Genomic DNA, 26,817 nt, shown 5'->3' on the forward strand with positions numbered 1-26,817 from the left:
CTATATGAAAAATTAACATCGTTCCAAATGTATATATTGTGTTCATAAGCATCTAAAAGGCAAGGAGTTGAATCATGAGGATCTTATTATCTAATGTAAGCAAAATAGGAGAATGGTTTGGAAAAATAGAAGGTGAATGGGAAATACAAATAGACCACAATGGAAGGTAGAAAGTATTAAAAGAAAAGTAGCTAAAAATAGGGGGCGCATTTCATGTATAACTTACAAGAAGATATGTATGAACAATTGAAAGATAAAAAAGGAGAAGTTACTGTATTTTTAAAGAATGGCGTTCCAGTACGTGGGAAGATTCTTGCAACAGATAAATTTACCGTCCTAATGATGGTTCATAGTAAACAACAACTAATCTTTGAACTACTCACCACTTAACGTCCTAACGGACTGTTTGAAGTGGGAGATTCCTGCGAACACCGATTATCCACCGGTTATCTTAGCAGGCTCTACCCGTAGTCCCTACGGTGAGAACATAAGTATCTTGTACGTTGACTCACCACATTCGCTACTTTAGCTTGGTTTTCGCAACTTCGGCAAGTGTGGGCGATAGAACGTTGAAGATTTTACGGTTGCAACGTTTTTCTGCAACCAACCTCATATCTTCAGTTTTCAAAGAGCAATCTGTACAAGTAAATGATAGCAAACATGTTGGTCTATGCCAACCGACATTCATCTCCCACCTAAAATTGGTATTTCACACGTTCACATTTTTGAGGAAGGAGTCTTCTGTCGGAAAACGATAAACAAGCGATCTCGACATTTGCTATTTAATGGGTACCGCCAGTATTTCGGAAAAAAACCACGTTAAGCAAATTTCAACACAAAATAGCCGACTTTAATCCCTTTAAGACTAAATCGGCCGTTTTATATTCAAAACTTAGTTGTTTGTAATATCAAAAGAAAATGTCTCTTTTAGTCCCTTTTTCCCGTCAGAAGTGATTTTTATTGCTCTTGTTTTAGGTAAACGTTGAACCCAATTTAGTTCTAATAGTCTTTCTAGAAGGGCATTTCCTAATGCTCCCGCAAGGTGGTGACGTCTTTCACTCCAATCTAAACATTTGTGTGTAAATGAACGACGCTTTTTCTTAACCCTTTCAAGATCAATTTGAAAATTTGTAAAGAATGACTCCCCTTTTTCAGTAACAGTAAACCCGTCCTTTTCTTCATAAATAACACCTATTTTAATTAAAGAATCTGTTAATTGTACTCCTAAATTTCCCGCAAGATGATCATAACATGTTCTTGCAAAACGCATCGCTTTATCTTCCGAAGCCTGTTTTAATGATTTAATTTCAATGGATGGAGCTATTGATAAAAATGACTCCATAACTTGAGCAACTTCCGGATTTCGAATTCCATAATATCGATGTCTCCCCTGTTTTTCAACTATAACTACATTCGCATCGACCATTTTTGTCAAATGGAAACTAGCCGTCTGTGGTTTGATTCCTGCCATATATGCTAATTCGCTTGCAGGGTGGAATCTACCATCTAATAAGACTGTTAATATTGTTGCACGAGAAGCTTCACTCACAAGAGTAGCAATCATTGCTACATTTGGATTTGCGTTCATTTTAATTTCCCCCTAATGTAATCCATATTTCGATGATAATCGAAATGTTTATATTCTACAATAAATAAGGAAGAACATATGAATAGGAGGAAAAATAAAGATGAAAAAAATGGCTCAGGTTTCATACACAGAGACTATTAAACCTAAAATTCTATACTACGGAACACCTGTGATTTTACTAAATTCACTAAATGAAGATGGAACAGTAAACATCAGCCCTATGTCATCATCATGGGCATTAGGAGATTGTATTATATTAGGAATTGGACTTGGCGGGAAAGCTATCGAAAATTTAGAACGACATCCTGAATGTGTAATCAATGTTCCGAGTCCTTCATTATGGGAGAATGTTGAACAATTAGCTCCCTATACAGGGAAAAATCCCGTTCCAGATTATAAGAAAAAGAATGGGTTTACATATGAAAAAGAAAAATATGATATTAGTAGATTAACACCTACTGAGTCTAAATCGGTAAAACCTACTCGAATTATGGAGTGTCCAATTCAAATTGAGGCAAGGGTGAAACATATTCGAATTCCTGATTATTCTCCTGATTTTGCAATTGTTGAGACACAAGCTATACATGTACACGCTCATAAGGAAATCATTCTTGAAGAAAATCATATTGACCCAAATAAATGGAGCCCACTTATATATAATTTCCGTCATTATTTTGGTCTTGGTAACCAGTTAGGTAAAACCTTTCGATCCGAAATATAAATAAATATATTATATTTTAAAGTGGACAATCCTTTCCTAATTAAAGTTAAATATTGTAGTAAGAAACCGAATTCCACCTGTTAAGGAATTCGGTTTCTTTATTATTTTTAATTTTGCTAAGAAGTGTTATTTCGATTTCCTTATAGCATCCAATACAACACAATTTAAATTAGCGTTAAAATGGCTCAAAAATCCTTAGCGTGGTTTTTTTCCGTTTTGCGGTCTGTACCCCATGCCCATCAAGCTAAGGTTGGGTATTCCATGAACTTTCGTTCTTTTTGCCTACATGCTTGATATTTTGTTTATTTGTTTTTAAAAATACGCATTCCAAATAAACCTTAATAAGGTGTATTTTTAAAAGTTATGCAATTTTCTTATTTAGATTGGATACAGTGCACTTATAAACAACGCCTAAAATATCAAAAACTGTCTTTTTCTCATATCGATGGGATTTCCGTCCGTTTTTCTGTAAGAGGTCAAACAGACGAAGAAAAATTTTTGATCTTTCTATGAATTATGGGTATAAAATCATCTTGGGTTAATAGTAATGTCATGCTCCCCCTCTATAAACAAAGACGAAGTCTTCAAGCAGACTCCGTCTTTTCGGCGTACAATGAATTAGAACTGTTATTAGTAACTGACTAAAATTTAACTTTGCAACATAACTTTCCATTTCCTGTAAAAATAAATCAATTGAAAGAGCACTATAACAATAGAAACAAAAGTAATAAGCAAAAAAGTAGTTAATTCTAGTTGTACAGAAGATAATATAAATAAAGCTAAAGCAACTAAAGGGATTGAAAAAACGGAATTATAAAAACGTTTTTTATGTATTGAATTATACTTTCTAGTTTCACACGTATTATTAACCACTAATGAATCACCTCAATATTTTAAATTATGTGTAAGTTTATTGTAAAGATGGAAAAGTAATGCATATAAATATATTATCATACAATCCCTTTATTCGTCTAAAACTTCTGATTATTTAAATGTTGCAAGGATATTAAATTCTCTTTATTGATACCTAAAGTTATTTAAAATGATATATTGGGTTCTGTTACAAAGATTCTCAAAGACCGATAAACTCTAGAGAAAAGTCATGAGGAGAATACTTCGTAGGATATTATTTTGGTTATTTTTGGTTTGATAACTGAAAATTAAAACTCTACAAATGAGAAAGATTGGTGATTTGCCAACCTTTCTTGTTTACTATCAATCAATTAAAAAAAGAAAAATTTTCGTTTAGGGGTTACTTTAAAATCTTAAGTTGATGGACATGTACGGTGACCCCTAATTGCTCTAAAGCATTAGGTGACATATATCGTTGCAATTCTTTAGAAAACAATTCTAATTCATCAGAAATCGATAAATTCATACTAAAACGCCATCCTTTCCTATGATTCTATAGAAAGAATAGCGTATTTTTTCATTTTAGGGGGAATTTTATTTTATTAGCTTGATAGCGATACCCCATTAAAAAGACACCCAAAGGTGCCTTCCTCCGATATGAACTATCCTGTATTACTGCGGTGACGATTAATACATTAAATTATAAAAATAATTTGTTATACTTCCATGTACCCTAGCTGATATAATGTATAAGGCAATTATTGGTTAATTAAAGGTACATATATATTAGGAGGTACATAAGCCATGTTAGATATAATAGATATAATCATGTCATTCTTTTTACTAGTTATATATTCTATTCGTTATCTATTTTCAACAGGTGAAAATAGGAAAAAGGCAAAAGCAGATTTAAAAGAATTTTGGACTGAAACTGATGGACAAATGTTGTTGGGGTTTTTTGGAGCTGCGGCAGTTACAGGAATATTTGTAGTCATTTGGCTTTTATCAGAGTAAACCTTTCAGATATTTTAGCTTATATAACGTATAGTGCAGTTATTTGTTAATTAAGAAGAAAAGCATTAGAGAAAACAAGATATTAAATAATATATAAGGATCTCGCCATTTCTGTTGGATGGTGAGTTTTTTAATGTAAAAAAGCCTACTGTATTTCTATAAAAGTAGGTATCTGAGTTGATAGTTTTCGCAAATCACTTTGACTCATTAATTATTATCATTATAAAATAATATAAGGATATATTTTACTAGCAGTTATATGTTTAGGTATATCCTTTTTGTAATTATAAGGAAGAAATTCAAGTTAAGACTGAAACAATAAGTTAGGAAAACTAAACTGACGCAGCAGACAATGCAAAAACTCATGAAGGTCTGTCTATTGTTGAAGAAAAGAATTACTAAAAGAAAAAGGGGATAAGTTTAAAATGAATATTAATAAATCATTTAAGGGTATCGCAATAGCAGGATTAAGTGTTAGTTTCATGCTAGTAGGTTGTACATTAAATACATATGGACTTACACAGTCAGAGTATAGAAAAGTAGATAAGTATTATGATGCAGATAAAATGGTATCTGACCTAAAGAAATTGCACTATAGTGATGAACACATTGAAAACCAACTAAGAAACGCATTGTCTAGAATTGAGTATGAAAAGGGAAGTAAGGAAGACGAATCAAGTAGTAAAGAAAGTAAATCAAATGTATCAGACACAGAAGGTGAAAAGAAGGTAAAGGTATCTGAAGAAGATTACCCTTATCGTTTGACTGAACTACACTTAGAATTCCAGTATCATTTAAAAAAACTAGAAAAGAAAACTGATGAATTATTTACAGAAGAGGGTGTCTACATAGGTGAGATAGATTCCTTAATTAGTCACATTAGTTTGGACATAAACCGTTTTGAAAAAATCAAACCACCTAAAAAGTATGAAGACTACCAATTTTTAATACAAGAAGGGGGAGAAGCGATTAGAAAACACCTAATAAGAGTAGAAGATGCAGTTAGACAGTATGATGCCCGTAAGTATGATGGTGAATATGATAAGGATAAAGCAAAAGAAAGCATACAAAACGGTATGTTTGGGATAGATGATGGTGTTTCTAAATGGGAGACAGTATTTAATGGGATAAACGAGAAATACCCTGATGTAGAGCAAAAGGTAAAGGAAGAGAACCAGAAACATGCCAAAGAGGGTCATCGTGAGGAAGATTTAAATGACAAAGTTAGTGGTTCAGAAGTTGATAAATACAAAGCAGCCATCGTAGAAAATACAAATAAGATGGATGAAGTTATGAGACTGATACAAGATATAGGACATTCGGATATAAAGGATTATGAGTCAAAGAAAAGTGAAATCCAATTGAGTTTGGATATGGCCAAAACACACGTAAGAGACATCAAATACCTTGAGGCACCTAAAGGGTTAGAAGTTGAACAAAAAAAGATAAAACAGGCAATGGATAATTACTGGAATGCTCTGCAATTACTCTCAGAGGCATTAGAAGAACAAAATGATAATAAGTTGGAACAGGCAGAAAACAAAGCAGAGCAGGCAATGAAACTATTTAAAAAAGCAACTGAGAGTATTAAAAGTAAAACCAACTAATCATGAAAAGGGGCATATGGCGGTAGCCCTATTGCAAATTTACAAATAAAAAAGATAAGATCGGAGAGTAAGATCTTATCTTTTTACAAAGAGAAATATATTGCAAGATATCTTATTATTCAATTTCTTGTTTCCTCTAATGCTTTTCTTCTTGGTTAAACATCTATTGCGTCATAAGCAAATATGTACACTTGATTAGCCAATAGCTGCCTTATACGTTATATCAGTTAGGGTACATGTGGATATAACATATTATTTTTTGAGCACCCCAGTGATGGGGCCTTTTTTTATAATTGTGCTAAAGTAGAAACCCCTCAAGTATAAGGAGGGGTTACATAACTCGGAAAATGGTTATTAGTGTTTAATCAGATGAAGTTCAGGATATTGCTTCTGAATTTCTTCTAAATGATTTTTGTTTATTCCTTTTAAATTTTGATCGAAGAAGCTAGTTACTAGTTTATTAATGAGTGTATAATTTGCGGCTACATCTTCATCTGGTGCGTTAATAATGGGTGAAAGTGCTGCTAAATCTGTAAAACTAATATGATTTGTTTTTGGAATTACCACTGTGTACACGCCAGGTTTTTCAATAGTTTTATTTCTTAAATAGGATATTTCCAATAATTCATTTTGGATTCCGGTTGTCTTTTGATTCTTAGCTTCTTTCATATAATGAATCGACGCCTCAGAATTCATCAACATGAATGGTTTCTGAGGACCGTCTTTAGGCATTGGATCACCAAACAATGCGCCATCCATATCAATTGCGGCTTTAATACGCGTATCCTTCACTAACATTTGTGCGGCAGTTGCTCCGCCAATAGAGTGACCGAACATTCCAATTTTGTCATAATCAATTAAGTCTGCGATAGTTTTAAAACTTTTATCGAAATTGCCTTTTATTACTTCATTTAAAACAAAAGTAGTATCCTGTTCCCATTTTTGAGCTATGGTATTTAAGGCGGTAGGTGTATATTCAATTGGTATAGAGTCTACACGGTTTCCGTTAGGAAAAATCGTTGTTGCTGCATATCCTGTGAAATTAAGAGCGATTACTACATAGCCTTGACTAGCTAATTCCTCTAACTGGAATGTATTTTGTTGACCATATAATCCCATCCCATGGCCGAATAAAAGGAGGGGGAATTTTTCTTTATCTTGAAGTGGCTTAGCATCTTGATAAGAATGTGTTTTTGTCAGCCCTAAATGTGTCGTTACGATATACGGAGCACCGTTTAGTATTGCCAATTGTTCACCCAGCTCGTTTATGTTCTCAAAATAGGCAGAAGGGTTTCCTGATCCTTTTGCGGCAGGATAGTATACTTGTATCATTAACTCACGATTTCCATGATTATTTGGTACAGTTGTTTCTTTTCGATTTGTATCAATTAAATGAAAAGCTTTCGTTCCTACTGTATATTTTCCAGTAGGCTCTGGGAGTGTTATGATCGGAAAAAGTAAAGGTAATGTAAACATTGCGATAGCAGTTACGATAATTCCTAAACCTTTTAAAACTTTCATCACTAACTTTTTAGAAACGGCTGTAGTTTTTGGTTTCAAAAAAACTTGTAATGTTAAAACGAACAATAAGAAATAGGCGGGAATCATACGCCAGTTTGCACCAATTACAATGATGGTGGCAAATAATAATGCATAATTTATTAGTAAAATGACTCCATTTTTTTTCGTCAAACCCCGCTTGATAAAGATGGGAATGATACTAGATAAAAGTAATACAGCAACAAAAATGATTTCTAACATTTTCAGCTTTTAGCTCCTTTCCTAATCATATAAATGTAGATTGATAATTTAAAATCTTCTCAATTATATAACCATCTTTGATAATTGTATGCATGTAAGTAAGTTTAGAATGTTTTTACATGACATGGTAAGAAAAAGTACTCATACGAGTACTTTTTTAAATAAATGTAAACGTCAAGTAACCCCAAAATATACAATAAAAGGTAGTAGGTAATCCTAAGTTGATGGCGATATGATGATCCCCATCAATGAACAAAATAATGTAACATGGTAAAATAATATTTGGATGGGGTTCCAATATATATTATTAAAGTAGTTCAATTCGGAGGAAGGCACCTTAGGGTGTCTTTTCTTTTGTACATTAAAAAGCCTCGCCATCCTATGGAAATGGTGAGGCTTTTTAATGTATATTACTCAGTATCTTGTTTCCTATAATAATTCCTTCTTGATGGAACATCTATTGTCTCATAATCATAACAACAAAAATAATTACTGCAATTACGAGTACCGAAAAACATAGACTAATATATGCAATATTAATTAACCAATAATTGCAACTATATTAATTTTACATTACATTAAGGGTGGAGAATATTCTTATACTAATACAGCGCTAAATAGTAGGGGGAAAAATGGAATTTAACGATTTGGGTATTACCATTAAAGAACTTCGAATTAAAAAAAATATATCACAATCCGAATTATGTCATGGAATATGTTCACAAAGTCAAATTAGCAAGATAGAAAAAGGTATGATTTATCCATCTAGCATATTGTTATATCAATTATCAGAAAGACTTGGTATAGATCCAAATAATATATTTGCAATAACTCAAAATAAAAAATTAAAATATGTAGAAAATGTAAAAAGTGTAATTAAAGATTGCATAAGGCAACATCAATATAAAGAACTTTATGAAATAGTAAAAAAAGAGAAAAACGAAAACAATTTCCAATCAACAGAAGATAAACAATTTCTAGTATGGCATGAAGCAATTGCCATATATCGTGTGAATAACTCAATAAAATCGGCTTTAACTCTTTTAAATCATGCATTAAAATTAACTTTAACCAATGCTGATTGTTTATCAGAAAGAGAAATAGATATTATGCAGACAATGGCTATATTTTATGCAGAAAACAAAGAATACAAAAAAAGTATTAATATATTAAGAAGATGTTTAACTAATTTTAATAAGTTAGATTTTCCTAGAGATAAAGAAATTAGATTAAAGATCATTTATAATTTATCAAAATGTTTAAGTTCCACATGTCAATACGAAGAGGCAATAAAATACATTGATAAGGGCATCCAATTAGCTATTAATTTAAATACTTTATACTTATTGGGTGAACTATACTATGGAAAAGGTTCAAACCTATTAAAGCTTAACCAATCTAATGACGAAAATGTTGCTAATAACATGAAAACAGCATTATTTATATTTGAATTAACAAAAAACGAAAACAAATTACAAATAATTAAAAAAGAGTATTTTGAAAACGAAGATAACCATTCATAATTTCTTAAAAACTACTTACACAGCTCAAAGGAGAAGTCCCTATAGTTTTTAAACCTGGAGCCATAGTATTAAAATTAAAGTGGTTCAAGTCGGAGGAAGGCACCTTAGGGTGACTTTTCTTTATACATTAAAAGGGGCTCGGTCTCGACAGCATTTCGGAAAAAGACCATGCTAAGAGTATGCAAGATTTTATACAATTTTCCGGATAATTCAGTACTAAACAAGAGCCTTAAAACCGCGCCAGGATAGGAATGTATAAAAAGTGCATGGAGCCATAGAAAAAGAAAAAGCCAGATTTCTTGTGAGAGCGAGAATCCGGCTTTTTCTTACTAACAATAAAAGACGTTATGTCGACCGATTATGTATACAATATATAAGAAAAACTTCTTTACTACCGCATTATTAAGATGGTAAAATTTAGAAAAAGAAGTGACGGTGAGTTCAGTGGAAAATTTATTTTTAATTTAAAACTTTTTATTTTGTCTTAGAAAGGTGTAGATTTTTTGAATACAAAATTAATCATAGTAGAAGGGCTTCCAGGCTTTGGGAAATCCACCACTGCAAACTTGCTTTACGAAATTCTAATTGAAAAAAATATTGATGTTGATTTATTTCTTGAAGGGAATCCAGACCACCCTGCCGATTATGATGGGGTATCTTGTTTTGATAATAATGAATTCGAAAGTTTGTTAGTGAATAGTGGTAATTTTAGGGGAGTCATTAGTGATAGAGTCACGAAGCGAGGGAACAATTATTTATTGCCATATAAAAAAATTAAAAATGAATCCAGCTCTAATTTTCCTGAAAGTTTATTAAATACCATTTTCAAAAATGATATATATGAATTACCGCTAGAGAGGAATATTGAATTAATAACTGAAAAATGGAGGGATTTTGTTGAAATAGCCAACAACGAAAATAAAATTTATATTTTTGAATGTTGCTTCATACAAAATCCATTAACAATCGGAATGGTTAAATATGGTGAAAAAAAAGAGAAGGTTATAAGTTATATTAATGCATTAGCGAAAATCATAGAGAAATTAAATCCAGTATTGTTTTATATAGAACAAGATGATTTGGAATTCTCATTCAGAAAGGTATTTAATGAAAGAGCAAAAGAATGGTCTGCTGGATTTATTGAGTATTATACAAATCAAGGGTATGCGAAAATGAAAGGCTATCACGGTTTAGACGGAACAATTAAAGTTTTAGAAGCAAGAAGAGATATTGAAAGAGAAATATTTGATATGTTAAATATAAAAAAGACAAAAATTAATAATTCACAGTATGAAGCTATCAAATATAAGTCAATGATAATTGAAAAATTGAAATCACTTGAATTTCTAGATTAATGTAGTGCTTTAATTGAGCAAGAAACTAAGAATTTTTAACTTCCGCTTTCGATAATTATTTAAATAAGCTGTCCATATGGACAGCTTATTGTATTTTTTGCTTAGCGTGTTTTTTTTCCGAAATGCTGGCGGTTCCACTACTAGTATTCTTGCATTTAAATTATTTTTAATATATTATACTTATATGGATATATAGAGATGAATATATAAAAGATTACCAAAATGTAATATAACTTATGTTTGTCTTTTTAATATGTATCTAGTAAAAGTACATTTTTATCAATATAATTATGTTTTCAATATAAATGGAAGCTTTTAAATGGAAGTTTATTTACTTTCAATGATAGGAGTTACTGGTTCTAGAACATAGAGGAACAAGGCACCATACAGAGTAATTTGACGAACCTAAGAAGTATTGTATGCAGTTTATTCATCTCAAGTACAACAAGAGAGCCTTACCTCTCTAGGCAAGACTCCATTAGTGTAGTTGTATAATTTTTACATATCAAATAAGAAACAGAAAACATATAACACAAAGTAGCAGAACCCTACCATTCCGCCTACAGCTAATACCTGTTTAACCCAACTCTTAAATTTTAGATTACTGTAAATCTCTTGTACTCTTTCCATATTTCCTCCTATTAAGAAGAACCCTTAAAGACTCTCACCTCGCTATGGTAACATTAAAGAATGACTAATAGAGGTATAATTTTTGTCTAAACGTATAAATATGCAATATTGCATACAGTATTGTTACAAATGTAAACGCTCACTATAATAAGGGTATAAAGATTAATCACATCCTAGTACTAACAAAAGAGGAGGAAATTAAATGGAAATCGCAATGGCAGTTTTAAAATTTATCGGTGGAGCAATCCCATTAGTTCAAGAACTTCTAAAAGCATTTATGTAAATTCACTATTTAGCAATTATTTATAAAAATTATAATACAAATGATCTGTATATCAAAGATGAATTGATATACAGATTATTTGTGTGAGTAAAGTTCCTTTAACACTATTAATATGCAATATTACATATAAAAATGTATTGATAGAATTGTAAGCGCTTACTATAATGAGAGTATAAAGATAAATCACATCTTAGCAACAACAAAAGGGGCGGAAATAATATGATAATTTTAAAATTTATAGGTGGAGTACTCCCATTAATTCAAGAACTTTTAAAAGCATTTATGTAAGTTCATTATTTAGCAATTATTTATAAATAATTATTATACCTTAATACGAAAAAAGGAAGAAGTTGATTTTTATGAAGACTACAAGAAATACAAAAGGAAAAAAATTACTAGCAAGTTTAATAATCGGCTTTTGCACTATTAATTATTCATCTATTTCATTAGCGGAAACACCTAAAATTAATTCAGCTAATGCACCCAAACAAGCTATTGGCATTGATACTGGTATAGCAAATTTAAAGTATGATAGTAGAGATATTTTAGCAGTAAATGGGGATAAAGTAGAGAGTTTTGTTCCGAAAGAAAGTACAAATTCAAATGGTAAATTTGTAGTAGTGGAACGTGAGAAAAAATCACTTACAACTTCACCTGTGGATATTTCAATTATTGATTCTGTGGCTAATCGTACGTATCCAGGAGCAGTACAACTTGCTAATAAAGCTTTTGCTGATAATCAACCTAGTTTATTAGTGGCTAAGAGGAAACCTATAAATATTAGTATAGACTTACCTGGAATGAGAAAAGAAAATACGATATCTGTCCAAAATCCGACATATGGTAATGTGTCTGGAGCAGTAGATGATTTAGTATCTACTTGGAATGAGAAGTATGCATCAACACATTCGTTACCTGCAAGAATGCAGTATACAGAATCTATGGTGTATAGTAAATCTCAAATCGCAAGTGCTCTTAATGTCAACGCTAAATATCTTGATAACAGTCTAAACATTGACTTTAATGCCGTTGCAAATGGAGAGAAAAAAGTAATGGTTGCGGCATATAAGCAAATATTTTATACCGTAAGTGCTGAACTACCTAACAATCCATCTGATCTTTTTGATAACAGTGTTACGTTTGATGAGTTGACTCGTAAAGGGGTAAGTAATACGGCTCCGCCTGTTATGGTGTCAAATGTAGCCTATGGTAGAACCGTTTATGTAAAATTAGAAACATCATCTAAAAGTAAAGATGTACAATCTGCTTTTAAAGCCCTAATTAAGGGTCAAGGCGTTGAAGCGAGTGGACAGTACAAAGATATTTTTGAAGAAAGTACCTTTACCGCTGTAGTATTAGGCGGAGATGCAAAAGAGCATAACAAAGTTGTTACAAAAGATTTTAATGAAATTCGAAATATTATTAAAGATAATGCAGAATTAAGTTCTAAAAATCCAGCATACCCAATTTCATATACGAGCACTTTCTTAAAAGATAATGCAACTGCTGCTGTTCATAACAATACAGATTATGTTGAGACTACAACTACAGAATATTCAAGTGCTAAAATGACGCTTGATCATTACGGTGCATATGTTGCTCAATTTGATGTATCTTGGGATGAATTCTCATATGATCAAAATGGGAAAGAAGTACTAACACATAAAACTTGGGAAGGAAGCGGTAGAGATAAAACTGCTCACTTCTCTACAGTTATACCACTTCCACCGAATTCAAAAAATGTAAAAGTCGTAGCGAGAGAATGTACAGGTCTTGCATGGGAATGGTGGAGAACCATTATTAATGAACAAAATGTGCCATTAACAAATGAAATAAAAGTTTCAATTGGAGGAACAACTTTATACCCAACTGCTAATATTAGTCATTAGGTAGAAGTGAAGCACCCTGTTTACAGGGTGCTTTTTTATTTGGTCACAAGTATATTGGTTTTTTTAAAAATATAGCATACTCATCAGATAGCGATGGAGTGTAGACTCATTTAGTAAACTTTGCAACAGAGCCACTAATTTTATTTTTATAGGTTTGCAAGACTTTTGTTGTATTCAACTTAGCGTTTTTTGACACTCCCACGGCAAAAGGCACAAGCTGACTAACGCCAGTGGGATTCTTGCTACCAAAGGCGAAGTCTATTTCTAGTATCGCTGACGTGTAAGACTGCGGTGTGCCATCACCCCTCCCACAACAGACTATATAGGTTTGTGGGCTACGGTACTGTGACCATACCGTACAAATAGTGGGTTCTTATATGATTTTACGTCTTTTGCATGACCATGAAATGTTTATAAGTTTTATTATCTGAATTTTCTGTTTTGTTTTTATATAATTTCAAACAGGAGGCAATTTACTATTATATCTAGAATTGTGTAAAAGTGTTAAAAAATGGGATGGGAAGTGGTATTTTGAAAAAGATGATTTTATCTTCAACATTAGCTGTATCTATGGCTTTAGGTGCATTTGCGACATTAGGAACGTCACGTACATATGCAGCAGAGCAAAAGATTCAATACAACCAAGAATTTCAAACACCATCTTATATTGGAGAAGAGTGGAAAGCACCAGAAGGACTAGATAAAAAAGAGACTGTGTTCGAGTATTTAAAGAGTAAGAAAGACATGTTTAAATTAGCAGGAAATATGGAGAAACATTTTGAAATCGTTAAAGAAGAAAAAGACACAGAAGCAGAAACAACGCATGTGAAGCTTATTGAAAAATATAATGGTGTTCCTGTATATGGATCTGATCAAACAGTAGCACTTGATAAAAATAATAATGTGAAAGCATTTTTTGGACAAGTTATACCGAATTTAGAAAATAAAAATATCCCATCAACTGCAAGCATTTCAGAAGATGTGGCTGTAAATATTGCGAAAGCTGGTATTGAGAAAGAGATTGGAAAAGTAGATAACTATGATGGTATGAAGAAAGATTTATACGTTTATGAAAAAGATGGACAATATTATCTTTCCTATCTTGTAAAAGCATCTGTTTCAAAACCGGCACCAGGCTACTGGCATTATTTTATTGATGCAACAAATGGCAATGTGATTAATAAATATAATGCGATCGATCATATTACTGGTTTTGGATATGGTGTTTTAGGAAACAGACAATCATTTGAAATTGTTCAAAATGAAAAAACAGGTGCATTCCATTTATTTGATGGTAAACGTGGAAACGGTGTTTATACGTTTGATTGGAGAAATTTGTTGAAACAATCCTATGATTCAACATCAAAAGGACTGGGATATACAGGTTATGAAATTGAAAGTAAATCCAAGTTCTTTGAAGATAAAGCAGGTGTTGATGCACATGCAAATGCAGAAAAAGTATATGACTATTATAAGAAAACATTTAATCGTAATTCCTATGATAACAAAGGAGCGAAGTTACGTTCTGTTGTTCACGTAGGAGAAAACTGGAATAACGCTAGTTGGAACGGTGTGTATATGGCGTATGGTGATGGTGATGGAAAATTGTTTATTCCATTTTCAGCGAGCTTAGATGTAGTTGCCCATGAGTTAACACATGCTGTAACAGAGCATACAGCAAATTTAGAGTATCAAGATGAGTCTGGTGCATTAAACGAGTCATTTTCGGATATTTTCGGTGCGATGGTAGACCGTGATGATTGGGAGGCGGGAGAAGATATTTATACACCAGATATAGCAGGGGATGCGATGCGATCCTTAAGCCATCCTGCATCTATTCCCAATCCATTAGAACCCACACAAGGTTATCCAGATCATTATAGAAAATATTACCCTGGACCATATGATAATGGCGGTGTTCATATTAACAGTAGTATCAATAATAAAGCAGCATATTTATTGTCGGAAGGTGGCTGGCATTACGGTGTGGAAGTAAATGGCGTTGGCCGCGAAGCTACAGAAAAAATTTACTATCGTGCTCTTACAAAATATTTAACAGCAAAATCTGATTTTAAAATGATGCGCCAAGCTGCACTTCAAGCCGCAGAAGATCTATATGGTAAAAATTCAAAAGAAGTACAAGCTGTAGCGAAAGCTTATGATGCAGTTGGTATAGAATAAGACCTGAAAAAGACCTGATATATAACGTCAGGTCTTTTTTTACTGAGTAATCAAGAATGATTTTCGCTACGCCTTTATAAACCCATAAAATATTCATTAAATGTGAATGTAAACTTCATAACTAGATAAATATATTGTTCACGCTTTTCTTCTTCTGTTTAAGATAAGAAAAATACAATTTTGCAGCAACAATGTTTCTTCTACGTGTCCTTGTACGCTAAGTGACCATGTATATTAAAAAATTTCAACTTGGGCTACAGTATCTGTTGTAGCACTTGCACCCCCTGTAGTTACTTTTAGTGAAATACGATCCCCTGCTAGAAATGTCACCGAAATATCATTATTTACATTGGAAGTTTGAGTACCAGTTAGCGAAACAGTAAGAGGTGTATCTACACCATTTTTTCGAATTGTCAAAGTGACCGTGTTTGTACCTCCAGGTCCAGTTAAGGCCTGAATTGCTAAAGATTTTATTACGGCTTTTTGGCCTAATCGTAGAAAGGCTTCTGTAGTTGAAACGGCAGCCGTCCCAGGTCGATAAAAACGAGTCGCGCTATTTGGTAAACTACCAGGATCTGCCCAAACAAGGAATGTAGGTTGTGAAATTGTAGAAAAACCAAAATTGTTAGCATTTGAGTTTTGAAGATTTGTTGAACTTAAAACCAAAGTTCCCGCAGTTTGAGATATATCCGCAGTAGGACCTTGAATAGATGCTAAACGTAAACTTAATTGTGCTCCAGCCCGATTAACTTCTGCACCAATATATGATCCAGATCCACCTGAACTAGTAGTAATTAAATTAATATCACGACAATGAAAGTTATGTGGATTCGTGTTAACTAATAATGTTCTTTTATTTCCAAGACCAATTGATCTATTCGTTATTGTGGAAGCTCTTACTGTACTTATACTTTCATCAGGAGTTCCTGTTCCAAAAGAATGAATACCATAAACATTGGAAGTTCCGCTGGTTGATGCAGTTGAATTATCTACTGTTACAACTGCGTTTCGTAATCTAGCTGTTAATGATGTGGTACCTGGAAAAGCAACCCCTGTTAAATTGACATGATTACTTGAAGTTAATAGTACAGTAATATCTTCAACTCTTGTATTTTCACCCATTGTTAACACAGTTGTATTCGAGGTTACATTCTGTTGACGAATCGTTACAGTTAACAAGCTAATCCCTCTTAATGAATTTCCATTTGGAATGACTACTGTCTCATCGTAAATTCCAGGAAACACAAAAATCGTTATTCCAGTGGCACTTATTGCATTAATTGCTGTTATGGCGCCATTAATTGTTTTAAAAGGATTCCCTCCAATGAAAGCCGTTGAATCATTTCCTGATTTCATTACTACAGCTGTATTAGCTCTAGATATCAAAACTTCATGTATACTCATTTAATCTCACTCCTTTACATTTCAAAATAATTTTTAGACCAAATGATATATACTTCCTTTTACTTTCAGTATGTGAAATGATTTCGGTAAATTTTAATTATTTTCCTTCATATCAAGAAATTGATTGATATGTGTTCCAATTAAGTTCAACTGTGTCATTTTCTTTTTGGAATGGTGGCCAATTAGTTGTGCATAAAAAAGAGACACATTTTGTGTCTCTTAGGATTCTTGAATAGTATGAATGAAATAGTAGAGTTTTTACAAAAAGAATATAGCATACTACATCATTAATAAAAAAATCCATCCAATTGTAAGTACTATAAGTATCTTAAAAACCCTACAAAAAAATGGATACATACTCCTTTTAGGTATATTGTATACTATTTAAAGAAAATTTATTATGTCATAATGGTTTACATACCAATTGGTAAATTCATTTTCTAATTTGTTCCTCTATCTATCATAATTTCCATGAAATTATTAATAAACTGTTTTTGATTTAATTTCAATCCAATTCTAGTTCCCTCAGCTTTTGCACCTGGTCGAAAATCTGCGACAGTCTGTCCCCTTAAAGATTCTAAATCAATCTCTACTTTTCGATACATATATTGAAGGAAATCTGGATTGACAATTGCACTCATCGCAACAACATCATGTAAAGGAGCGCCTTTAATACTAGGGTTTAATTTTTTATAGGCACTAAAATAATAATCATAAATTGGTTTAATTAATGATTTAAATGGGGTAGTAGTGTGTTCTGCAATATATTCTGCTTAAAATAGCTGAATTTGTTACGTTTAAAGGAATTATTGTTAAATTTTTAGATTGATTAATTACAAACCGGGTTGAAACTGGATCACCATATGCATTTGCTTCAGCTACAGGTGATACGTTTCCTGGTTGAAGAAATACCCCGGACATTATGTATATTTCTTTTATGCTTTGCATTGTTTCTTTCCAAAGGTTTAAAGCGATTGCAAGAGAAGTGGATCTACCTATATCAACAATTGACAGAATTAGACTAAAATTATGAATAGGAATTGATGCTACACTTTCTGGTGGTTGGATAGGTCCAAGTCCTTCTGCACCATGTATTTCTGGATAATAAGCAGTGAAACCATTAAGAAATGGTAAAGAGGCACCACTGATAACAGGGATATCTGTTCTTCCAGCTAATTGTAATAAGTAAACAGCATTTATTTAATAAGACAAGCTCTGTATTATATATGTAAGAAGAGCATATATTTATGATTTATATTTCTAAAAATTGTTATTGTTGGAGTTTTTCAACCTCATTTAAATGTTTATATTAATGTAATAGCATGTGATAATAGACATGTTTGTTTAGAAAAATCTAGTTTATATAGAAATAAAATTAACTTTTTATTACTTATTTTACTTGCGGAGTTTTTCCGAAATATTGGCTGTAACCCTATAAAGAACCTTCGATTTGTACTCTCTTCATATGCTATTTTAGAAAGGGATATTATGATGAAAAAAAGTAGTATAAATATAAGCATATCAATTTTAATACCTATTTTATTAATGATATGTCTTATTAATGTTAAATACAGAATCATATTAACTGCATTATTTGGAGCTTCGATTTTTTCAACAACATTTCTTTGTGCGATTGGATTTATCCTAGCTGTTTTATCATATATAGAAAACAAAAATATTTGGGCAAAAATCGGAATAATATTAAACGTATTGGTATTTTTTATTCCCCTTATTTGGATTTTTGGGTGTAATGGGTAGTTTAGATTTATGGATACCACTTTATCACCATCAAACCAAGAAAAGCGAATACTCCAAAACGAAAAAATGAACTGAATTCTCCGAGACAATTGTGGCGAAATAAAATTTTTGTTTTGGGGTACTTCAAAATCTAATCTTGAAGGGCATGGAGTGGTACCCCTATTTATATTATGCCCTTCTTGTGTGCGGGTGGAAAAGTATTTATATATATATTAAAATAAATTAATATATTAATAAAATAATAATATCACCACTTACATTTAAACATAAAGAAGATTTATTACCAGAGGACAGAAATACATACAGAATGCATGGAGAATAAATTATTCTAGTATAAATACAGAAAAATAATAAGGTGGAAATAGCAGAGAGAGATAAAAAAATCAGCAACACGAGTGGGGGGAAGAATTTTTAAGTGCAAAAGGATTATATATTGTTTTGTGGAATGTTATTCATATTTACCTTATTAAAATTTAGAAAGGGGAATATTTATGAAGCATTCTTTATTGGAGACAAATACAAATCCAGGAAAGAAAGAATCATTGCTTACACGGTGTGCAAATGTATTTTCGAGATGGTCTCAGAAATATGTACCGGATGCCTTTGTTATTGCTGTGCTGCTTACTTTATTTACTTTCATTATAGCTTTGTTGATGAATCCCTCAAATCCGTACACAATCGTAAAATCCTGGGGGGATGGGTTTTGGACTTATTTAACTTTTACAATGCAAATGGTATTGCTAATGGTTACAGGAATGACGTTAGCTTCCGTTCCGTTTGTTAATAGAGGTTTGCAGTCAGTTGCAAAGTTAGCCGATACACCTCAAAAAGCTTATACGATGACATTTTTGATCAGTGCAATTGCATACTATATCAATTGGGGACTAGCAGTGGTTGTGGGAGCGATCATTGCGAAGGAAGTAGCTAAAAAAAATCCAAATGCACATTTCCCGTTACTTGTAGCAGCTGCTTATGCTCCGACAGCCTTATATAGCGCAGGTCTCTCCAGTTCTATTGGTTTGACAATTGCTACAAAGGATCATTTTCTTGTAGATATGATTGGAATTATTCCTACCTCACAAACAATCTTTAGTTACTCTACTCTAATTATTTTTTTCACCCTACTTATCACGATGCCAATTATTATTGTACTTATGGCTCCAAAAAGCGGAATTATCAGGTATAAAGCAACCGAAACAGATACAAATTCTTTTGTAAGACCTACTCAAAAAAATTTAACTGCTGCGGAAAAACTGGAATGGACACCGGTTTTAGGAATAGTATTAGGTGCAATCGGCACGTTGTATTGTGTTTATGAATTCATGAACGGACATAGTTTAGATTTAAATATTATTAATTTGTTTTTCTTGTCACTTGGTTTGCTTCTGCATGGTTCTCTTGGAAACTTTGCACAAGGATTCAAAGAATCTGCGCAATCCATTTCTCCAATTATCTTACAGTTTCCGTTTTATGCGGGGATTATCGCTGTTTTAGGTAGTTCAGGCTTGGGAAGCTCAATTATTGAATGGATGGCATCCATTGCATCAAAGGATACATTTGATATATTTACATATTGGTCATCGGGATTGGTGAACTTATTGGCACCATCTGGCGGGGGGCAATGGGCTTTGCAAGGGCCACTGCAGATCCCAGCAGGGTTGAAGTTGGGTGTAGAGCCGGCTACTATAGCTATGGCAGTAGGCTGGGGAGACGCATGGACAAATTTAATTCAGCCGTTCTGGGCATTACCTCTTTTAGGGGTGCTGGGATTAAAAATTAAAGATATCATGGGTTATTGTTTCATTCTCTGTATTTGGTGCGGGATTATTACAAGTTTATTGATGTTATTTGTATATTAGTTTTCGAGTATTGTATGATTCAAACTGGTAAGGCTTCATTCTTTAGATGGATACTTACGTTAATATCCCTATTATCTCACTCTAAAAAGAAGAGTGGTGAACGGGCAGAGTGGAAATATTTAAAGTGTTCACAGTACAGAAGGGCTGAAAAGTATGGTTGTGTAAATCATGTACCCATTCAACTCCAGTCCATAGAATTTAAACCATTTAAAAATGGTATATATACGTATGATGCACGAAATCAAGAAATTAATTATGAAACTTCGTTTCTTTCAGGAATCCTTATTATAAGGATTCCTTTTTTGTATGAAAAAGTCTAAAAAGAAAAAAGATAAGATTGGGAACACAATCTTATCTTTGACACAAGGAGTAAACAAAAGGAATAACCATCATATTTTTATTATGCTTAAATTTTTGCTGATTCTCAATATTAAAACCATAATGAACAAGAGTATTTATATTGAGAAAGTAATTACAAATTTTATTGTAAATCTTAAAAAAATGAAAATAAACTTTCACTTGCCTCTACATATTGAATTAATAGAATTTTTTTATCGAATTTTTTTAATGTCTTGAACAATTTCGTCATAAGGAGTATTTTCGACACCTGAATATTTTTTTAGAACTTTTCCATTTTTGTCAATCAGATAAAAACTTGTACCATGTATAACTTGTGTATCATTTTCTGGTTTAGTTACAAGTGATTGGAAGTTTTCTTTAGCAAACTTTTCAATATCTGCTCTTTTATATCCCGTGAGGAAATGAGTCCTACTTCCATCCATTTCATAGGCCTTCATAAATTCTGTTATTTTTTCTGGTGTGTCTACTTCAGGATCCACACTAAATGATACAAATTCTACATCTTTAATCCCGTCCGCATTCAACATTCTCTGGAGTTTTGCCATATTGGCTGTCATAGGTGGACAAACTGTTTGGCAACTTGTAAAGAAGAAATCAGCTACCCAAATTTTATCTTGTAACTCAGCTGATCCATATTGCTTCCCATTTTGATCTGTAAATGAGAACTTCTGCACATCCCAATCAAGTGAATTGTTGAGTTTTTCATCTTTGCATGCTCCTAGAGCTATAACTGTGAATATAAGTATAAGTGATCTAATGAAATTCATTTTTTTCATATGTATTTATCTCCTTTCAATTTTTATAGATTTTACGGAATGGTTATATGAACTACCCAACACTCGGTAATATTTACTTTGGTTAATTTTTATTTTTAATAGCCATCGAATTAATTTTAACAAAACCGAATGAATCCCCTTGTTTCAGGGTATTTATAATACTACTACTATGCATATAGCTTCCACTTTGATGTTTGTAGTTCACAAGACTGCTTATAATTAAGATTGTTAGGTATGTCATTAGTACATACATTACGGATCATAATAAAAGGTTAAAGGTAAAGTAAAACAAGAAGATATTATCTAGTACTTTGTTATACAAAGCGCGATATCTGATAAGAAGTATTATATGTAAGGAAAAATAGATAGTTCATTCAAGAACTTATTGACAATACTGGTATTAAATTCATCTCGGTATGATCCTTGAATTAATATCCTTCATAAGAGTGAGAAAACACCGTATATTTGGATAATGTGTTAAAAATAGAGTTAACTATAGTATAAATTAAAGATTAAATTATACATATTGAGAAAATATTTTAGAGATTGAATATTAAGATTTCCCCTATTAAAATTAAGTTTGAAATGAAAGGATAATCTGTAAGCATGGCCTTTATGTAGAAAAGAGATAGGACTATTTCTATCTCTTTTTGTTATGCTGGCAGTTTCTATATCTTTAATTAATTCTTTAGACACATATAAGGGATTTAGATTATACCTGATATATTCCTTTTATTAAGTTAACTAAGTTAATTGATTCTAGAATTTTATAATATTAGGAGGATAGCAAATGAAAAATTATCAACTTACACAGATTTTAAGAGAAAAAAGAAATATAGACAAAAATTATTATGAATTTTTGCATGAAACGGATTTAAGTATGGGAATTTATGAATTGAAAGCAGGATCTTTAGATATGCAGCAACCACATACAGAAGATGAAGTATATTATATTATCAATGGCAGAGCACAACTTGAAGTAGAGAGTGAAAATATTTTTGTGGAATCTGGTTCTATTATTTATGTAAAGGCTAACATGAAACATAGATTTCATACTATTGAAGAAGATCTCACGGTACTAGTTTTCTTTGCACCTGCTGAATATTCTTGCGAAAAAGATTTTGAATTACAACGATAATTGCATAATAAGAAAGGTAAAAATAAATGTCTTTTTATCAAGTTTGTTTAAATTAGACAACAACTAATTATAGGCAGGTATGTTATTCCATTAAAGAAAAATAAACTTTTTCAATAAATAATAATCAATAGAAAAAAACATAAATGTTAAAAATAGTAAATTTATGTTTAAAAAAGGTAAACTTTACGGCGTTTTAATGAATTCTTGTTTGTTTTTCTTAAGTAAAAATATCTAGTTGTATGACTTTTAATTTGGGAATTTTTAGTATTTTTTTACATAAAAATATATTTACGGGAAAATATTTCTAAATATTTCTAATCTATTGAACAATTAAAAGTTTTAGTATACGATTACAACGTGATATCAAGATATACAGAGAAGAAAAGGAGATTACATATGAAAAATAAAAAAATTGGAATCATCATGAGAAAAGGTTATAGCATTCATGGTGATCATATTGAAACTGCAGGAAGAATATCTGATGAACTTTACTTGTTTACGAGTGTACCAAGTAAAACAATGGATGCGCGCTTTAAAGAAGTAATTGTACTTGAAGAGGCTTCTGAAATAGATGCTGAAAATTATATTTTTACAAAAGGAAAAGATATAGGAATTAGCTTTTTTGTCACTTGGCAAGAAACTGATATTGTCTTAACTGCTAAAATTAATGAACGCTTTGGGAATAAAGCGTTATCTGTTGAAGCTGCTACGACATCTCGAGATAAATCAAAGCAGAGAGAATTTATGTTAAAGAATTCTATTGCTAGTCCTAAATTTGCAAAAGTTAATTCTATAGAGGATGCAGAGAAAGAAATAGAAAATATTCCTTTCCCTGTAATTATTAAGCCTACTATGGCTGCTAGCAGTGAATCTGTATATTTAGTTAACAACTTAGAAGAATTGAATAATTCATTAGAAAAAATTATTAATCTTTCTAAAACAAATAAAGGATTCTACTTTAACCAAACACAACAATGTGTGGCATTAGTAGAAGAATTTCTGACTGGTGAAGAAATTACAGTTGATGGAGTCGTTTTAAATGGAGAATTTTACCTTGGTGGAATTCACAATAAAAATAAAATGATGGGCCCATATTTTGAGGAAGATGAATACACTTTACCGTATGTTGGTGTAGATGAAGACATAGTTGTTAATATTGCTAAAGAAATATGTGGAAAATTAGCTATTGAAAACAGTTTATTTAATGTAGAACTGCGCCGAGATACGCAAGGGAATTTTAAAGTTGTAGAATTTAGTACTAGAATCAGTGGCGGGCATGTTTATCGTAATATACGTGATGTACACGGAATTGATTTAGTAGCCGTTAATATTCTTGGTTTATTAGATTGTAAAGGGGATATTATGGAATTCTTCTTAACTAGATCTACAACACCAAAATCTTGTACTTGTATTAAATTTGTATATAGATCTGGAATTATAAAGAAAAATGAATTAGGAATTGTTGCTGAACAGCCAGAGTATAAAGCTTACTATCCTGTAGCAAAAGTAGGATCTGAAGTATATCATGCTCCAAAAGGATTTGATATAACGGGCTTACTTTCATTAAGAGCGCCATATAATGATAAATCTGATGTAGAAAAATTGCGCCAAAGAGCTAGAGTACTAGATAATCAATTAGATATAGAATTAGAAATTCCGGTTCATGCATAAAAACTTAAGTAAATCTGGTTGTTATATTCCTTGTTTTAAATGAGGAATATAACCGCTAGATTTATCGATAAAGTATTTAATAGTATCAATTTAAAACCGAGTAATCCTATATGTATTATCATAGAAATGGAGTGGAAAATATTATGAATAAAAAAGTATCTATTTTGGGAGCACCTACTTACTTCGGAGCTAGTATAGGAGGGGTTGACCTTGGACCATATGTTGTAAGATATGGCGGTATGTCGAAACAATTAACTGAAATCGGAATTGATTTTGTTGATCTAGGAGACATTTCTCTTCCTTCAACCAATAATAAAAATTATGGAATTGTCAAACAAGAGTTTTCAAATGAAGTAATTGATATATGTAAAAATATTGCTTCGACAGTTGAGAACGAATTAGAAGAAGGGCATTTCCCATTAGTTTTAGGTGGAGATCATAGTATTGCAATTGGTACTGTTACTGGAATTCTTAGAAAAATACCACGATTGGGAGTAATCTGGTTTGATGCTCATGGGGATGCAAATACATTTGAAACATCGATTTCTGGTAATATTCATGGGATGTCTTTAGCAATTCTCTTAGGATACGGTAACGAAAAATTTAAAGATTTTCTAGAGAAAGAAACTAAAATTGATCCAAAGAATATCGTACAAATAGGAATTCGAGATTTAGACCCAGGGGAAGAAGAGTTTCTCAAAAATTTAGGAGTAACAATTTTTACAGCAGAAGATGTGAGAAAACAAGGAATAAAAAGTATTATGGAAAAAGCAATTAAGATTCTCAATAATAATACAGATGCAGTTCATCTAACATTTGATTTAGATGCTTTAGATCCTGAATTTGCTCCTGGAGGAGGATTGGCAGTTCCACATGGTTTAAGTTTAGATGATACAAAAGAGGCAATTGATATGCTAAGAAATAATACAAACTTAGTAGCTGCAGAGTTCACGGAAATAAACCCTATATTAGACAAGGATAATATTACTGTCAACACAACAATTGAACTTATCACTGAACTTTTAAGTAAGAAAGTCACTATGTCTAAATAAAACTTTTTCTGGAATTATTTTTAAAAATATAAAAAAAATATAAAAAAATATAAAAAAATAAAATTATATACGAGAATTTTAAAAAAAACGAAAAGGACGAGTCAAATGAAAAATAAAATCTATGACGTTATTGGAATTGGATTTGGGCCAGCGAACCTAGCATTAGCAACTGCTATTGAAGAAGAAAATAATTCAATGGAAAGAATTTTTCTGGAAGAAAAAACGCACTATCAATGGCATCCGGGGATGCTTTTAGATAATACAAATATTCAAATTTCATTTTTGAAAGACCTTGTAACTCTAAAAAATCCTAAAAGTAAATTCTCCTTTTTAAATTATCTACATGAAAATGAAAGACTAAGTGATTTTATTAATCTCTCAGAGTTTTATCCGTCACGACTTGAATACAATGATTATATGTCTTGGGTTGCTTCTCAATTAGAAGAACATGTTTATTATAGTCGAACAGTAATTTCAGTAGACCCTATTGTGTCTGAAGATTCTGTCGAATTGTTAGAAGTTATTGTGCAAAATACAAAAACTAATCAATTAGAGAGCTATATTACTAAAAATATTGTTTTGGCTACGGGTGGAACACCAAGAACGCCAATAAATATTGAAATGAATAATAGTAGAGTATTTCATTCAAGTCAATTTAAAAACAAAATTAATAACTTTAAACAAAATGATGCTCATAAGTTTTTAGTTGTAGGATCTGGACAAAGTTCAGCTGAATTATTTTTCCATCTAATCAATAATTATCCGAAATCAGATATTACGGCAACGATGAGACCTTTCTCATATAAAGCTGTAAATGAAAGTAAGCTTGTTAATCGTATATTTGACGCTAATATGATTGACTTTATTTATTCTTTACCAGAAAAAAATCGAGATGCTTTATTAAAACACCACAGTGATACTAATTATGCAGCTGCGGATGGAAGTTTAATAAGCCAAATTAATAAAGCTTTATATAACCAAAAATTTCATGGAGAAGATCGTTTTAGAATAAAGCCATTTTTAGAATTAACGGAGATAGAAACACTGTCTGATAAAGCGGTTGTTTATTATAAAGACATAGTTAAACATACAGAAGTTGTTATTGAAGCTGATGCTGTAATTCTTGCTACTGGGTACGAAAGTAAAAAGAACCATCCTTTATTAAGAAATCTTAACTCGTACATTTCAGATAATATTGAAGTTTCCCGAAATTATCGTTTAGAAACAACGGATAAATTTAAACCTGGTATTTATTTGCAGGGTGTAAATGAAAGCACTCATGGACTGAGTGACACTTTATTATCTAATTTATCTATTCGGTCAAATGAAATTTTAAAAACCGTACAAGAAAATAATTCATTAACAGAAGAAAAAACTAAAAACGTGGTTTCATAA

The 26,817-nt window shown here is 31.7% G+C and carries 19 protein-coding genes and 2 pseudogenes; 14 read left to right on the forward strand and 7 right to left on the reverse strand.

Features of this window, described 5'->3' with window-relative positions; all coding sequences use genetic code 11:
• The first annotated feature begins 213 nt into the window (after positions 1-213).
• Positions 214-390 carry an RNA chaperone Hfq gene (locus JDS95_RS24200; protein ID WP_085450869.1) on the forward strand — a complete coding sequence of 59 codons (177 nt, stop codon included), beginning with the start codon at positions 214-216 and terminating at the stop codon, positions 388-390.
• 502 nt (positions 391-892) lie between these two features.
• Here JDS95_RS24200 and JDS95_RS24205 read toward each other — a convergent pair.
• The gene (locus tag JDS95_RS24205) at positions 893-1,588 is read right to left on the reverse strand and encodes an ArsR/SmtB family transcription factor (RefSeq protein WP_085450870.1); all 696 of its coding nucleotides are present in this window, start codon (positions 1,586-1,588) and stop codon (positions 893-895) included.
• A gap of 100 nt (positions 1,589-1,688) precedes the next feature.
• On the opposite strand from JDS95_RS24205, the gene JDS95_RS24210 reads away from it, so the two are divergent.
• Positions 1,689-2,309 carry a flavin reductase family protein gene (locus tag JDS95_RS24210; RefSeq protein ID WP_085450871.1) on the forward strand — a complete coding sequence of 207 codons (621 nt, stop codon included), beginning with the start codon at positions 1,689-1,691 and terminating at the stop codon, positions 2,307-2,309.
• A gap of 361 nt (positions 2,310-2,670) precedes the next feature.
• Here JDS95_RS24210 and JDS95_RS24215 read toward each other — a convergent pair.
• Positions 2,671-2,817 (reverse strand): annotated as a pseudogene (locus JDS95_RS24215) (IS4 family transposase); the annotation flags it as partial.
• A gap of 1,157 nt (positions 2,818-3,974) precedes the next feature.
• Between JDS95_RS24215 and JDS95_RS24220 the strand changes: the two are divergent.
• The gene (locus JDS95_RS24220) at positions 3,975-4,175 is read left to right on the forward strand and encodes a hypothetical protein (protein ID WP_085450910.1); all 201 of its coding nucleotides are present in this window, start codon (positions 3,975-3,977) and stop codon (positions 4,173-4,175) included.
• A gap of 425 nt (positions 4,176-4,600) precedes the next feature.
• On the forward strand, positions 4,601-5,782 hold the full coding sequence (locus tag JDS95_RS24225) for a DUF7018 domain-containing (lipo)protein (protein WP_199690830.1): 1,182 nt from the start codon (positions 4,601-4,603) through the stop codon (positions 5,780-5,782).
• Between the two features lie 354 nt (positions 5,783-6,136).
• Here JDS95_RS24225 and JDS95_RS24230 read toward each other — a convergent pair whose 3' ends face one another.
• Positions 6,137-7,543, reverse strand: a complete 1,407-nt coding sequence (locus tag JDS95_RS24230) for an alpha/beta hydrolase family protein (RefSeq protein ID WP_085450873.1) — start codon at positions 7,541-7,543, stop codon at positions 6,137-6,139.
• A 632-nt stretch (positions 7,544-8,175) separates the two neighbouring features.
• Between JDS95_RS24230 and JDS95_RS24235 the strand changes: the two genes are divergently transcribed.
• Together JDS95_RS24235 and JDS95_RS24240 are read left to right on the forward strand one after the other, a co-directional pair.
• On the forward strand, positions 8,176-9,066 hold the full coding sequence (locus JDS95_RS24235; RefSeq protein ID WP_000395463.1) for a helix-turn-helix domain-containing protein: 891 nt from the start codon (positions 8,176-8,178) through the stop codon (positions 9,064-9,066).
• A gap of 503 nt (positions 9,067-9,569) precedes the next feature.
• Positions 9,570-10,421: a P-loop NTPase family protein gene (locus JDS95_RS24240; RefSeq protein ID WP_199690831.1), complete on the forward strand. Its 852-nt coding sequence runs from the start codon at positions 9,570-9,572 to the stop codon at positions 10,419-10,421.
• Positions 10,422-10,919: 498 nt separating this feature from the next.
• On the opposite strand, the gene JDS95_RS31590 is transcribed toward JDS95_RS24240, so the two are convergent.
• On the reverse strand, positions 10,920-11,051 hold the full coding sequence (locus JDS95_RS31590) for a hypothetical protein (protein WP_000442770.1): 132 nt from the start codon (positions 11,049-11,051) through the stop codon (positions 10,920-10,922).
• 642 nt (positions 11,052-11,693) lie between these two features.
• Between JDS95_RS31590 and JDS95_RS24245 the strand changes: the two genes are divergently transcribed.
• Both JDS95_RS24245 and JDS95_RS24250 read left to right on the forward strand, forming a co-directional pair.
• Positions 11,694-13,223 carry a thiol-activated cytolysin family protein gene (locus JDS95_RS24245; RefSeq protein WP_472926263.1) on the forward strand — a complete coding sequence of 510 codons (1,530 nt, stop codon included), beginning with the start codon at positions 11,694-11,696 and terminating at the stop codon, positions 13,221-13,223.
• 531 nt (positions 13,224-13,754) lie between these two features.
• On the forward strand, positions 13,755-15,404 hold the full coding sequence (locus JDS95_RS24250; RefSeq protein ID WP_199690833.1) for a M4 family metallopeptidase: 1,650 nt from the start codon (positions 13,755-13,757) through the stop codon (positions 15,402-15,404).
• A gap of 234 nt (positions 15,405-15,638) precedes the next feature.
• Here JDS95_RS24250 and JDS95_RS24255 read toward each other — a convergent pair whose 3' ends face one another.
• Positions 15,639-16,808 (reverse strand): pectinesterase, encoded by a 1,170-nt coding sequence (locus JDS95_RS24255; RefSeq protein ID WP_199690834.1) that lies wholly within the window; start codon positions 16,806-16,808, stop codon positions 15,639-15,641.
• Between the two features lie 440 nt (positions 16,809-17,248).
• Positions 17,249-18,005: pseudogene (locus JDS95_RS24260) on the reverse strand (nucleoside hydrolase); the annotation flags it as partial.
• A 291-nt stretch (positions 18,006-18,296) separates the two neighbouring features.
• Between JDS95_RS24260 and JDS95_RS31240 the strand changes: the two are divergent.
• Together JDS95_RS31240 and JDS95_RS24265 are read left to right on the forward strand one after the other, a co-directional pair.
• The gene (locus tag JDS95_RS31240) at positions 18,297-18,566 is read left to right on the forward strand and encodes an amino acid carrier protein (RefSeq protein WP_167545133.1); all 270 of its coding nucleotides are present in this window, start codon (positions 18,297-18,299) and stop codon (positions 18,564-18,566) included.
• Positions 18,567-19,057: 491 nt separating this feature from the next.
• Positions 19,058-20,425, forward strand: coding sequence for a short-chain fatty acid transporter (locus tag JDS95_RS24265; RefSeq protein ID WP_000682884.1), 1,368 nt, complete (start codon positions 19,058-19,060; stop codon positions 20,423-20,425).
• Positions 20,426-20,976: 551 nt separating this feature from the next.
• On the opposite strand, the gene JDS95_RS24270 is transcribed toward JDS95_RS24265, so the two are convergent.
• Positions 20,977-21,561 (reverse strand): SCO family protein, encoded by a 585-nt coding sequence (locus tag JDS95_RS24270; RefSeq protein WP_199690835.1) that lies wholly within the window; start codon positions 21,559-21,561, stop codon positions 20,977-20,979.
• Positions 21,562-22,351: 790 nt separating this feature from the next.
• Between JDS95_RS24270 and JDS95_RS24275 the strand changes: the two genes are divergently transcribed.
• The 4 genes from JDS95_RS24275 (at position 22,352) to JDS95_RS24290 (ending at position 26,817) form a co-directional block, all read left to right on the forward strand.
• A complete protein-coding gene (locus JDS95_RS24275; protein WP_000800968.1) occupies positions 22,352-22,699 on the forward strand; it encodes a cupin domain-containing protein in 348 nt (115 codons plus the stop codon).
• 396 nt (positions 22,700-23,095) lie between these two features.
• Entirely contained in the window at positions 23,096-24,370 is a 1,275-nt protein-coding gene (locus tag JDS95_RS24280; RefSeq protein ID WP_000791268.1) for an ATP-grasp domain-containing protein, read from the forward strand.
• 143 nt (positions 24,371-24,513) lie between these two features.
• Positions 24,514-25,422: an arginase gene (gene rocF, locus JDS95_RS24285; protein WP_001036991.1), complete on the forward strand. Its 909-nt coding sequence runs from the start codon at positions 24,514-24,516 to the stop codon at positions 25,420-25,422.
• Between the two features lie 105 nt (positions 25,423-25,527).
• Positions 25,528-26,817, forward strand: coding sequence for a lysine N(6)-hydroxylase/L-ornithine N(5)-oxygenase family protein (locus JDS95_RS24290; RefSeq protein WP_199690836.1), 1,290 nt, complete (start codon positions 25,528-25,530; stop codon positions 26,815-26,817).

It is taken from the genome of Bacillus cereus group sp. N24, assembly GCF_016483345.1.
In the GTDB taxonomy this organism is placed as follows: domain Bacteria; phylum Bacillota; class Bacilli; order Bacillales; family Bacillaceae_G; genus Bacillus_A; species Bacillus_A toyonensis.

Coding starts and splice junctions, on each gene's coding strand:
- JDS95_RS24205 (WP_085450870.1), bottom strand. CDS start 1,588: ATGAACGCAAATCCAAATGTAGCAATGATTGCTACTCTTGTGAGTGAA.
- JDS95_RS24230 (WP_085450873.1), bottom strand. CDS start 7,543: ATGTTAGAAATCATTTTTGTTGCTGTATTACTTTTATCTAGTATCATT.
- JDS95_RS24225 (WP_199690830.1), top strand. CDS start 4,601: ATGAATATTAATAAATCATTTAAGGGTATCGCAATAGCAGGATTAAGT.
- rocF (WP_001036991.1), top strand. CDS start 24,514: ATGAATAAAAAAGTATCTATTTTGGGAGCACCTACTTACTTCGGAGCT.
- JDS95_RS31240 (WP_167545133.1), top strand. CDS start 18,297: ATGATGAAAAAAAGTAGTATAAATATAAGCATATCAATTTTAATACCT.
- JDS95_RS24270 (WP_199690835.1), bottom strand. CDS start 21,561: ATGAAAAAAATGAATTTCATTAGATCACTTATACTTATATTCACAGTT.
- JDS95_RS24235 (WP_000395463.1), top strand. CDS start 8,176: ATGGAATTTAACGATTTGGGTATTACCATTAAAGAACTTCGAATTAAA.
- JDS95_RS24255 (WP_199690834.1), bottom strand. CDS start 16,808: ATGAGTATACATGAAGTTTTGATATCTAGAGCTAATACAGCTGTAGTA.
- JDS95_RS24275 (WP_000800968.1), top strand. CDS start 22,352: ATGAAAAATTATCAACTTACACAGATTTTAAGAGAAAAAAGAAATATA.
- JDS95_RS24280 (WP_000791268.1), top strand. CDS start 23,096: ATGAAAAATAAAAAAATTGGAATCATCATGAGAAAAGGTTATAGCATT.
- JDS95_RS24290 (WP_199690836.1), top strand. CDS start 25,528: ATGAAAAATAAAATCTATGACGTTATTGGAATTGGATTTGGGCCAGCG.
- JDS95_RS24200 (WP_085450869.1), top strand. CDS start 214: ATGTATAACTTACAAGAAGATATGTATGAACAATTGAAAGATAAAAAA.
- JDS95_RS24245 (WP_472926263.1), top strand. CDS start 11,694: ATGAAGACTACAAGAAATACAAAAGGAAAAAAATTACTAGCAAGTTTA.
- JDS95_RS24265 (WP_000682884.1), top strand. CDS start 19,058: ATGAAGCATTCTTTATTGGAGACAAATACAAATCCAGGAAAGAAAGAA.
- JDS95_RS24210 (WP_085450871.1), top strand. CDS start 1,689: ATGAAAAAAATGGCTCAGGTTTCATACACAGAGACTATTAAACCTAAA.
- JDS95_RS31590 (WP_000442770.1), bottom strand. CDS start 11,051: ATGGAAAGAGTACAAGAGATTTACAGTAATCTAAAATTTAAGAGTTGG.